General features: G+C 69.3%; 12 protein-coding genes. 6 read left to right on the top strand and 6 right to left on the bottom strand.

What is annotated here, in order from left to right:
• Nucleotides 1-186 precede the first annotated feature (186 nt).
• Nucleotides 187-1,671 (top strand): glycosyltransferase family 87 protein, encoded by a 1,485-nt coding sequence (locus ACFV2X_RS51780; protein WP_385630404.1) that lies wholly within the window; start codon nt 187-189, stop codon nt 1,669-1,671.
• Between the two features lie 106 nt (nt 1,672-1,777).
• Here the strand turns inward: ACFV2X_RS51780 and ACFV2X_RS51775 are convergent, their stop codons facing one another.
• From ACFV2X_RS51775 to ACFV2X_RS51765, 3 genes are all read right to left on the bottom strand, one after another.
• Nucleotides 1,778-2,809, bottom strand: a complete 1,032-nt coding sequence (locus ACFV2X_RS51775; RefSeq protein ID WP_089507390.1) for an alanine racemase — start codon at nt 2,807-2,809, stop codon at nt 1,778-1,780.
• Nucleotides 2,810-2,890: 81 nt separating this feature from the next.
• Nucleotides 2,891-4,009 (bottom strand): lipid II:glycine glycyltransferase FemX, encoded by a 1,119-nt coding sequence (locus tag ACFV2X_RS51770; protein ID WP_385630401.1) that lies wholly within the window; start codon nt 4,007-4,009, stop codon nt 2,891-2,893.
• Nucleotides 4,010-4,126: 117 nt separating this feature from the next.
• On the bottom strand, nt 4,127-4,444 hold the full coding sequence (locus ACFV2X_RS51765) for a hypothetical protein (protein ID WP_385630399.1): 318 nt from the start codon (nt 4,442-4,444) through the stop codon (nt 4,127-4,129).
• 230 nt (nt 4,445-4,674) lie between these two features.
• On the opposite strand from ACFV2X_RS51765, the gene rpsF reads away from it, so the two are divergent.
• The 4 genes from rpsF (at nt 4,675) to rplI (ending at nt 6,444) form a co-directional block, all read left to right on the top strand.
• Complete coding sequence (gene rpsF / locus ACFV2X_RS51760) at nt 4,675-4,965, top strand: 30S ribosomal protein S6 (RefSeq protein WP_030827724.1); 291 nt, start codon at nt 4,675-4,677, stop codon at nt 4,963-4,965.
• A gap of 82 nt (nt 4,966-5,047) precedes the next feature.
• Nucleotides 5,048-5,638 (top strand): single-stranded DNA-binding protein, encoded by a 591-nt coding sequence (locus tag ACFV2X_RS51755; RefSeq protein ID WP_089507387.1) that lies wholly within the window; start codon nt 5,048-5,050, stop codon nt 5,636-5,638.
• 104 nt (nt 5,639-5,742) lie between these two features.
• The gene (gene rpsR / locus ACFV2X_RS51750; RefSeq protein ID WP_003978893.1) at nt 5,743-5,979 is read left to right on the top strand and encodes a 30S ribosomal protein S18; all 237 of its coding nucleotides are present in this window, start codon (nt 5,743-5,745) and stop codon (nt 5,977-5,979) included.
• 18 nt (nt 5,980-5,997) lie between these two features.
• Nucleotides 5,998-6,444 (top strand): 50S ribosomal protein L9, encoded by a 447-nt coding sequence (gene rplI / locus ACFV2X_RS51745; RefSeq protein ID WP_385630396.1) that lies wholly within the window; start codon nt 5,998-6,000, stop codon nt 6,442-6,444.
• Nucleotides 6,445-6,621: 177 nt separating this feature from the next.
• Here rplI and ACFV2X_RS51740 read toward each other — a convergent pair whose 3' ends face one another.
• A complete protein-coding gene (locus ACFV2X_RS51740; protein ID WP_385630393.1) occupies nt 6,622-7,962 on the bottom strand; it encodes an MATE family efflux transporter in 1,341 nt (446 codons plus the stop codon).
• Between the two features lie 474 nt (nt 7,963-8,436).
• Here ACFV2X_RS51740 and dnaB point away from each other — a divergent pair, with 474 nt between their 5' ends.
• Complete coding sequence (dnaB, locus tag ACFV2X_RS51735; protein WP_385630409.1) at nt 8,437-9,894, top strand: replicative DNA helicase; 1,458 nt, start codon at nt 8,437-8,439, stop codon at nt 9,892-9,894.
• Between the two features lie 42 nt (nt 9,895-9,936).
• Here dnaB and trxA read toward each other — a convergent pair whose 3' ends face one another.
• Nucleotides 9,937-10,275 carry a thioredoxin gene (trxA, locus tag ACFV2X_RS51730; protein ID WP_385630390.1) on the bottom strand — a complete coding sequence of 113 codons (339 nt, stop codon included), beginning with the start codon at nt 10,273-10,275 and terminating at the stop codon, nt 9,937-9,939.
• Nucleotides 10,272-10,727, bottom strand: coding sequence for a MerR family transcriptional regulator (locus ACFV2X_RS51725; protein ID WP_385630388.1), 456 nt, complete (start codon nt 10,725-10,727; stop codon nt 10,272-10,274). The genes trxA and ACFV2X_RS51725 overlap by 4 nt, the downstream gene beginning before the upstream one ends.
• Between the last annotated feature and the right edge of the window lie 75 nt (nt 10,728-10,802).

Below are 10,802 nucleotides of genomic sequence, written 5' to 3'. Positions count from 1 at the left end.
GAGCGTCACTCGCTCCGGCGCGGCCGCCGCCGTTGTTCTCCGGGTCTTGGCCCGCATGGGCCTTCTCAGGGGGTCTCCAGGGCCCTCCCCGGCCCTCCTCCGGCCCTTCTATGGACCCCTTTGCCGTCCGGGGCTCTGGGGGCGGGCCTCACGGCCTTCGCCCGGCTCGTACGGCAGGATGGGTCCATGACGAGCGTGCGCAGGGACCCGGGGGCCGAGCCCGTACGGCCGACCGCCGAAGACGCGGTGGCGGCGGCCGGCAGCGAGCTGATCGGCGGGCCGGCCGGGCGCCGGGCGCTGCTCGGGGTCAGCTGGTGGACGCCGGTGCGGATCATCGCGCTCGTCGCCATTGGGATGTTTGCCCTCGGCATGGTGCAGAAGGTGCCCTGTTACAACGGCGGCTGGTTCTACGAAGCCACCGCCCAGTACACCCACGCCTGCTACTCCGATATGCCGCACCTGTACGCGGGCCGCGGCTTCGCGGAGAACGTCGTTCCGTACTTCGACCGCATACCGGGCGCCGCGGACGGGATGGACTACCTGGAGTACCCGGTCCTCACCGGTCTCTTCATGGAGGTCGCCGCCCGGCTCACCCCGCACAGCGGATCCCTCCAGCACCAGGAGCAGATCTACTGGATGGTCAACGCGGGCATGCTCATGGTCTGCGCTGCGGTCGTCGCCGTCTGTGTCTCTCGTACGCACCGCCGCCGCCCCTGGGACGCCCTGCTGGTCGCCCTCGCCCCCGCCTTCGCGCTCACCGCGACCGTCAACTGGGATCTCTTCGCGGTCGCGCTCACGTCCGCCGGCATCCTGATGTGGTCGCGCAGCCGTCCGCTGGCGGCGGGCATCCTGCTGGGGCTGGCGACGGCCGCGAAGTTCTATCCGGTGCTGCTGCTCGGGGCGCTGCTGGTGCTGTGCCTGCGGGCCGGCCGGCTGCGCGCCTTCGGGACGGCGCTGGGCGGGGCGCTGGGGGCCTGGCTCGTCGTGAACGTGCCGGTGATGATCAGCAGTCGCGGGGGGCTGCACATCCGCGAGGGCTGGCTCACCTTCTACACCTTCAGCCGGGACCGGCCCGTCGACTTCGGCTCCATCTGGCTGGTCGTCTCCCAGCGCACCGGGGACCCGCTCGACAACGTCAATGTGTACGCCACGCTGCTGATGGTGCTGGCCTGCGCCGGCATCGCAGCGCTCGTCCTGTGCGCGCCGCGGCGTCCGCGCCTGGCGCAGATCGCGTTCCTGATCGTCGCCGCCTTCGTGATCACCAACAAGGTCTATTCGCCGCAGTACGTGCTGTGGCTGATCCCGCTGGCGGCCCTGGCCCGGCCGCGGTGGCGCGACTTCCTGGTGTGGCAGGCGTGCGAGGTGATGTATTTCCTCGGGATCTGGATGTACCTCGCGTACACGGGCAGCGGCGACCAGCACCGTGGGCTGCCGCCTGAGGGGTACCAGCTGGCGGTGATCGCCCACGTCCTGGGAACGCTGTACCTGTGCGCCCTGGTCGTGCGGGATGCGCTGGTGCCCGAGCGGGACGTGGTGCGCCGGGACGGGTCGGACGACCCATCGGGCGGCGTGCTGGACCGGGCCCCGGACGCGTTCGTCCTCGGGGAGGCGCGGCATGCGGCGGCGTACGAGGGGCCGGCGCGGGTGGAGTGGGGCGTCAGACGCGAGTGAGCTCCCGCCGGACGGGACGAGAACCGCGAAGGGCCCGAAGCCGCGATCGTCGCGTGGCTTCGGGCCCTTTGCGGCTGTGCTGAGTGTGGGGCTGTGGCCGGGTGGCTCAGCGGTCGACCAGCCGGTCGAACTGGGTCGTGGTGTGCCGCAGGTGGGCCACCAGTTCGTCGCCCACCTGCGGGGGCGCCACATCGCCCGGTACGAACAGGATGGACACCTGCATATGCGGCGGCTCGGCGAACCACCGCTGCTTGCCCGCCCACACGAACGGCGAGAGGTTGCGGTTGACGGTCGCGAGCCCGGCGCGGGCGACGCCCTTGGCCCGCGGCATCATGCCGTGCAGGGCCTTGGGGGCCTCCAGCCCGACGCCGTGGGAGGTGCCGCCCGCCACGACCACCAGATAGCCGTCGGAGGCCGTCTTCTGCTGGCGGTAGCCGAAGCGGTCGCCCTTGGCGACCCGGGTGACGTCGAGCACCGCGCCCCGGTACTGGGTCGAGTCGTGGTCGCCGAGCCACAGCCGGGTGCCGATGCGGGCGCGGAACCGGGTCTGCGGGAACTGCTGCTGCAGACGGGCCAGCTCCTCGGACTTGAGGTGGCTGACGAACATGGTGTGCAGCGGCAGCCGGGCGGCGCGCAGCCGGTCCATCCAGGCGATGACCTCCTCGACCCCGTCCAGCCCGTCGGTGCGGTCCAGGGGGAGGTGGATGGCGAAGCCCTCCAGCCGGACGTTCTCTATCGCGGCGTGCAGCTTCGGAAGGTCCGCCTCCGAGACGCCATGGCGCTTCATGCTGCTCATGACCTCGATGACCACGCGCGCGTTCACCAGGCCGTACACCCCGTCGACCGACGAGACCGAGCGGATCACCCGGTCCGGCAGCGGTACGGGCTCCTCGCCACGGCGGAAGGGGGTGAGCACCAGCAGGTCGCCGCTGAAGTAATCCTTCATCCGGGCGGCCTCGTATGTGGTGCCCACCGCGAGGATGTCGGAGCCGATGCGGCTGGCTTCCTCGGCCAGCCGCTCATGGCCGAAGCCGTACCCGTTGCCTTTGCAGACCGGGACTATGCCGGGGAACTGCTGGATCACCATGTGCTGGTGCGCCCGCCAGCGCGCGGTGTCGACGTAGAGGGTGAGCGCCATTGGCCGGTCCCGGAACCTTTCTCGTGGCCGCGGTGTATTGGAGGTATGCAGCGTAGGTGGAGAGTCGAGAAATCGGGAAAGTCAGCGTCGCGACATGTAGATGTCCAGCGCCTTGTGCAGCAGCTTGTTGAGGGGGAAGTCCCACTCGCCGAGGTATTCGGCCGCCTGACCGCCGGTGCCCACCTTGAACTGGATGAGGCCGAAAAGGTGGTCGTTCTCGTCCAGCGAGTCGCTGATGCCCCGCAGGTCGTAGACGGTGGCGCCCAGCGCGTAGGCGTCGCGCAGCATGCGCCACTGCATCGCGTTCGAGGGCCGGACCTCGCGCTTGTGGTTGGCGGAGGCGCCGTAGGAGTACCAGACATGGCCGCCGACGATCAGCATGGTGGCGGCGGCGACGGCCTCGCCCTCGTGAATGGCGAAGTACAGCCGCATCCGGTTGGGGTCCTCGCTGTTGAGGGCCTGCCACATGCGCTGGAAGTAGCTGAGCGGGCGGGGGCGGAAGTGGTCGCGCTCCGCGGTGATCTCGTACAGCCGCTGCCACTCCGCCAGATGCTCGTACTGGCCCTGGACGACCTCGACGCCGGCCTTCTCGGCCTTCTTGATGTTGCGCCGCCACAGCTGGTTGAAGCCCTTGTGGACATCTTCCAGGGAGCGGTTCTCCAGGGGCACCTGGAAGACGTAGCGGGGCTGGACGTCACCGAAGCCGGCCCCGCCGTCCTCGCCCTGCTGCCAGCCCATGCGGCGCAGCCGGTCGGAGACCTCGAAGGCCCGCGGCTCGATGAAGGTGGCCTCGATATCGCGCAGCCGCTTGACATCCGGGTTCTGGATGCCGGACTTGATCGCGGCGGCGTCCCAGCGGCGGATGATGACCGGCGGGCCCATCTTGACCGAGAAGGCGCCCTGCTGCTTGAGGTGCGCGAGCATCGGGCGCAGCCAGTCCTCGAGGTGCGGCGAGTACCAGTTGATGACCGGGCCCTCGGGCAGATAGGCGAGATAGCGCTTGATCTTGGGCAGCTGCCGATAGAGGACGAGGCCGACGCCCACCAGCTGGCCGCTGGCGTCGAACCAGCCGAGGCTCTCCGAGCGCCACTCCGTCTTGACGTCCGCCCATGCCGGGACCTGCATGTGGCTGGCCGCGGGCAGGCTCTGGATGTACGCCAGATGCTGCTCTCGGCTGATCGTCCTCAGGGTCAGGCTCATGCGGGGCGCTCCTCGGCAGGTTTGTCCCCATGGTCGGGGCTCCGGCTCTCGCGCCGAAGCCTACTGCGACAAGGGAGCGCCCCGTTTGGGCCCGGGGGCAAGGGACCCGGCCTGAGCTCAGCCCAGCACACCGCCGAAGAGGCCGCCGTGTGCCATACCGAGATAGAAACCGACGCCTGCCGCGCCGAGCCCGATGATCAGCAGGAAGCGCTCCCCGGTGGTCGCGGAGATCAGCTGTCCCCACAGTCCGGTGATGATGCCGGCCAGGCCCATCCACGAGCTGACCAGGTGGAGATGGGGGAAATGAGCGGTGATGAACGCGATCACGCCGATCAGCAGGGTCGCCGCGGCGAAGGAGTTCTCGACGGGATGGGGCTTGCCGTCGGTGTCGAGGAAGGAGAGGAGTCCGTGGTGCGGTCGTGCTGCCTGTGCCATGGGGCACCTCCGTATAGGCGCATATGGCAAAGCGGCGAAAACTGTAACGCCGCTCACACCCGATGTGTACAGATTGCGGCGGCAGGCGGCCGGATTTCAACCCGGCGGCGGTCGGCGGGTAGTGTGTACCGTCCGCGGTGGTGTCTGCGCAGACACCGAAGCGGTACGCATCACGACCCTCCTGCCACGGATCGACCGTGGCCGCTGAGTCCAAAGGAGGTGGGTTCCACATGCGTCACTACGAGGTGATGGTCATCCTCGACCCCGATCTCGAGGAGCGCGCTGTCTCCCCGCTGATCGAGAACTTCCTTTCCGTCGTCCGTGAGGGCAACGGCAAGGTCGAGAAGGTCGACACCTGGGGCCGTCGTCGTCTCTCGTACGAGATCAAGAAGAAGCCCGAGGGCATCTACTCGGTCATCGACCTGCAGGCCGAGCCCGCGGTCGTCAAGGAGCTCGACCGCCAGCTGAACCTGAACGAGTCGGTCCTCCGGACCAAGGTCCTCCGTCCCGAGACCCACTGACCGCGTAAGCGTTCAGCGGCCATCGGGCCGAATCGCAACGAGTAGCAAGCAGCCCAGCAGTACCCGCCGAGAGGTTCCCCCAATGGCAGGCGAGACCGTCATCACGGTCGTCGGCAATCTCGTCGACGACCCCGAGCTGCGCTTCACCCCGTCCGGTGCGGCGGTCGCGAAGTTCCGTGTCGCGTCCACTCCCCGTACGTTCGACCGGCAGACCAACGAGTGGAAGGACGGCGAGAGCCTCTTCCTCACGTGCTCGGTGTGGCGTCAGGCCGCGGAGAACGTCGCCGAGTCGCTCCAGCGTGGTATGCGCGTCATCGTGCAGGGCCGGCTGAAGCAGCGGTCCTACGAGGATCGCGAAGGGGTCAAGCGCACGGTCTACGAGCTGGATGTCGAAGAAGTCGGCGCCAGCCTGCGTAACGCCACGGCGAAGGTCACCAAGACCACCGGCCGCGGCGGCCAGGGTGGATACGGCGGTGGCCAGCAGGGCGGCGGCGGTGGCGGTGGCTGGGGCGGCGGCCCCGGCGGCGGTCAGCAGGGCGGCGGCGGTGCTCCGGCCGACGACCCGTGGGCGACCAGCGCCCCCGCCGGCGGCCAGCAGGGCGGTGGCGGCGGTGGCTGGGGCGGCGGCTCCGGCAACTCCGGCGGCGGCTACTCGGACGAGCCGCCCTTCTAGGCCCGTATGCGCTGTTTCACGTGAAACCGCTGTTTCACGTGAAACGGTGCCCGGTCTGGTCAGGGCGACCAGCACAAACTTCTTGATCACACTGGAGAGAGACAATGGCGAAGCCGCCTGCTCGCAAGCCTAAGAAGAAGGTTTGCGTGTTCTGCAAGGAGAAGATCTCCTACGTCGACTACAAGGACACGAACCTGCTGCGGAAGTTCATTTCCGACCGCGGCAAGATCCGTGCCCGCCGGGTCACCGGCAACTGCACCCAGCACCAGCGTGACGTCGCCACGGCCGTGAAGAACAGCCGTGAGATGGCGCTGCTGCCCTACACCTCCACCGCGCGATAAGGGAAGGGTGACCGAGTCATGAAGATCATCCTCACCCACGAGGTCTCCGGCCTCGGCACCGCCGGCGACGTCGTGGACGTCAAGGACGGTTACGCCCGTAACTACCTGGTCCCCCGTGGTCTGGCGATCCGCTGGACCAAGGGTGGCGAGAAGGACGTCGAGCAGATCCGCCGCGGTCGTCGCATCCGCGAGATCGCCACGATCGAGCAGGCCAACGAGGTCAAGTCGCAGCTCGAGGGCGTCAAGGTGCGCCTGAAGACCCGCGCCGGTGACGCCGGCCGTCTGTTCGGCTCCGTCACCCCGGCCGACATCGCTTCGGCGATCAAGGACGCGGGTGGCCCCGAGGTGGACAAGCGCCGGATCGAGGTGGCCGCCCCGATCAAGACCCTGGGCGCTCACCAGGTGTCGGTGCGTCTGCACGCCGAGGTTGCCGCCAAGGTGGGCGTCGAGGTCGTCGCCGCCTGACGGATGCTCCCCCAGCTACCGCTGGGAGGTACCCCCTCCCAGCCATCGCTGGCGGGGCACCTCCAGCGGTAGCTGGGGGAGCTCGCTGTACAGCACGACTGAGGGCCGCGACCCACGCCGGGGTCGCGGCCCTCAGTCATCTGCCCAGTCTCTGCAACGATCTCTGCGGCCGGCGGCCTAGCCGCGCACCGCGCCGGTGACGATCCAGCGGCCCGAGCGGGTGCGCAGCCACAAGGTGACCAGCCGGACCGTCATCATCAGTGCCATGGTCCACCACAGGGCCGTCAGGCCGCCGCCGAGCGAGGGCACCAGCAGCGCGACCGGGGCGAAGACGGCCAGGGTGACGATCATCGCCCCAGCCAGATAGGCGCCGTCCCCCGCACCCATCAGCACCCCGTCCAGGACGAAGACGACCCCGGACACAGGCTGGATGACGGCCGTCACCAGCAGGGCGGGCAGCAGGGTGTCCCGTACCGCCGGGTCCGAGGTGAACAGCGGGATGAACAGCGGGCGGGCCGCGATGACCAGCAGCCCGAGCACCACCCCGGAGGCGATGCCCCACTGGACCATCCGGCGGCAGGCGGCGCGCGCGCCCTCGGCGTCACCCGCCCCCAGATAGCGCCCGATGATCGCCTGGCCGGCGATCGCGATGGCGTCCAGGGCGAACGCCAGCAGGGTCCACAGGGACAGGACGACCTGATGGGCGGCGATCTCGTCGTCGCCGAGGCGGGCCGCGAGCACGGTCACGATCAGCGTGACGGCGCGCAGGGCCAGGGTGCGGACCAGCAGCGGCACCCCCGCCTGGGCGCAGGCTCGTATCCCGGCCAGGTCCGGGCGCAGCGTGGCGCCATGGCGCCTGGCGCCCCGTACGACCACGGCGAGATAGACGGCGGCCATGGCGCACTGGGCGATCACGGTGCCCCAGGCGGAGCCCGCGATGCCGAGTCCGGCGCCGTAGACCAGGGCGGCGTTCAGGGCGCCGTTGGCCATGAAACCGCCGATGGCGACGTACAGCGGGGTCCGGGTGTCCTGGAGACCGCGGAGCACACCCGTGGCGGCGAGCACGACCAGCATCGCGGGGATGCCGAGTGAGCTGATGCGCAGATAGGTGATGGCATGGGGGGTCGCGGTGCCCGAGGCGCCGAAGAGGCCGACGAGCTCCGGGGCGGTGGGCAGGGTGACGGCGATGACGGCGCCGCCGAGGAGGAGGGCGAGCCAGATGCCGTCAAGACCCTGGCGGAGCGCTCCGGCCAGATCGCCGGCGCCGACGCGGCGGGCCACGGCCGCCGTGGTGGCATAGGCGAGAAAGATGAAGATGTTGACGGCGGTGGTGAGAAGGGCGGCGGCGACGCCGAGCCCGGCGAGCTGCGGGGTGCCGAGGTGGCCGACGATGGCGCTGTCGACCATCACGAAGAGGGGTTCCGCCACCAGTGCGCCGAAGGCGGGGAGGGCGAGCGCGACGATCTCGCGATCGTGTCGCCGGGCGGTCTTCCGCTCGGTCGCGGGGGCCAGAGTCATGAGGGCAATCTAATCTTCCACAGGTAAGAGACACAACCCAATTTCATCCCTTACAAGCGAGGTGACGGGGCGATCTCCTCTGCGCCGTTTGTCGTGATCTTGATCCTGGTGGAGAAGTTTTTCTCCTGCACAGCCCCTGGATGAAGAAATCGCAGGTCAGAGCCGTAAGTCTGGGGTGATTGTGTGTTTGTCCACAGCGCTGTCCCCCGACCCGTGCACAGGATCGCGGGACTTCTCCACAGGATGGCCCCCGTCATCCACACACCCTGTGGATAACCAAGTTGGCTGAGGGGGGAGAGGGGCCTACCGTGGTCCGGCGCCCGCTGCCTGTTCCGGCCTGGATTCCACCGAACCCGCTGCGCCGGAACCGGAAGTTGGGCGCCCTGTTTGTCATAGCCGTGGCGTAAGAAAGAGACGCGCGGTGAGGTCCGCACCGCGGACGGGAGGAGGTGGCGGGTGAGCATGCCCGAGCCCATGGACGACCCCTGGGCGGACTCCGGCCCGGTCGACCGGTTCCCTTCCCCCCGGTTCCGTCGCGGCGAAGGCGGCCGTGGCCGTGATGAACAGCATGAGCGCGGCCGGGAGTCGGGCGCCTGGGAGGGGGCGGGCTTCGAGCGCGTTCCGCCGCAGGACCTGGACGCCGAGCAGTCGGTCCTGGGCGGCATGCTGCTGTCCAAGGACGCCATCGCCGATGTCGTCGAGGTCCTCAAGGGCAACGACTTCTACCGCCCCGCCCATGAGACGGTCTACCAGGCCATTCTCGACCTCTACGCCAAGGGCGAGCCGGCCGACCCGATCACGGTCGCCGCCGAGCTCACCAAGCGCGGCGAGATCGCCCGCGTCGGCGGCGCCTCGTATCTCCACACCCTCGTCCAGTCGGTCCCCACCGCCGCCAACGCCGAGTACTACGCCGAGATCGTCCATGAGCGCGCGGTGCTGCGCCGCCTGGTCGAGGCCGGCACCCGCATCACCCAGATGGGATACGCGGCGGACGGCGATGTGGATGAGATCGTCAACAACGCCCAGGCGGAGATCTACGCCGTCACCGAGCAGCGCACCAGCGAGGACTATCTGCCGCTCGGCGACATCATGGAGGGCGCGCTCGACGAGATCGAGGCCATCGGCTCCCGCAGTGGCCAGATGTCCGGCGTGCCCACCGGCTTCACCGATCTGGACGCGCTGACGAACGGGCTGCACCCCGGCCAGATGATCGTCATCGCCGCCCGCCCCGCGATGGGCAAGTCCACCCTCGCCCTGGACTTCTCGCGCGCCTGCTCCATCAAGAACAACATGCCCAGCGTCATCTTCTCCCTGGAGATGGGGCGCAATGAGATCGCCATGCGTCTGCTGTCCGCCGAGGCGCGGGTGGCGCTGCACCATATGCGGTCCGGAAGCATGACGGACGAGGACTGGACGCGGCTGGCCCGCCGTATGCCTGATGTGTCCGCCGCGCCCCTCTACATCGACGACTCCCCGAACCTGTCGATGATGGAGATCCGGGCCAAGTGCCGCCGTCTCAAGCAGCGCAACGATCTGCAGCTGGTGGTCATCGACTATCTCCAGCTGATGCAGTCCGGCGGCGCGCGGCGCCCCGAGAGCCGCCAGCAGGAGGTCTCGGACATGTCGCGAAACCTCAAGCTGCTGGCCAAGGAGCTGGAAGTGCCGGTCATCGCGCTCTCACAGCTGAACCGTGGACCCGAGCAGCGGACGGACAAGAAGCCCATGGTCTCGGACCTGCGTGAGAGTGGTTCCATCGAGCAGGATGCCGACATGGTCATCCTGCTGCACCGGGAGGACGCGTACGAGAAGGAGTCGCCGCGCGCGGGCGAGGCGGACCTGATCGTGGCCAAGCACCGTAACGGCCCGACGGCCACGATCACGGTCGCCTTCCAGGGGCACTACTCGCGCTTCGTGGACATGGCCCAGACCTGACCGCAAAGGGCCTGACCGCTCAGGGTCGGTGACCCCAAGCGGCTAGATCACGTCGGCCAGCTCCTCCAGCAGCCGCCGCTTGGGACGGGCGCCCACCATCGACCGCACCGGCTCACCGTCCCGGAACACCATCAGCGTCGGCATGGACAGCACGCCGTACGCCGTCGTGGTGCCCGGATTGGCGTCCACGTCCAGCTCGACGACCTTGAGCCGGTGTGCCTCCTCCCGCGCCACCTCCGCCAGCACCGGCGCGATCATCCGGCACGGCGGGCACCACGAGGCCGTGAACTCCACCAGTACCGGCAGCCCGGACTCCAGCACCTCCCGCTGGAAGGTCTCGTCCGTGACCGTGACCACTCCGCTGGTCCGAGTCGACGTCATCCCGCTCTCCTCTCCGTCGCTTCGTCTCCGTCATACGGGCCCAGCCCGCAGCGCGGTTCGGGTCCCCCCGGTGCCGTCGCCGCGGCCTCCAGTGAGGCCATGGCCCGCTCCGCCTCGGCGAGCTGCGCCCCGACCTGCTGCCGTACGCCGTTCAGATGCGCGATGCACTCGTCCAGCTCGGCCAGCTTGCGGCGGTACACCGCGAGCGAGGCCGGGCAGGAGTCGCCCGCGGGGTGCCCGGCGCGCAGACACTCCACGAACGGCCGGGTCTCCTCCAGGCCGAAGCCGAAGTCCCGCAGCGTCTGTATCTGCCGCAGCAGCCGCAGGTCGTCCTCGTCGTACGCCCGGTATCCGTTGCCCGCGCGGCGCGCGGGCAGCAGCCCGAGCGTCTCGTAGTAGCGCAGCGTGCGGGTGGTCGTACCCGCCCGTTCGGCCAGCTCTCCGATCCGCATGGCCACGACGGTAGACCTTGACGCCGACGTCAATGCCAGGGCTGGTCAACTGGCCCGTGGAACCGACCGGTCGGA

This window comes from Streptomyces sp. NPDC059679, from assembly GCF_042734105.1.
Classification (GTDB): domain Bacteria; phylum Actinomycetota; class Actinomycetes; order Streptomycetales; family Streptomycetaceae; genus Streptomyces.
This window is presented reverse-complemented; position numbering and strand designations above follow the sequence as displayed.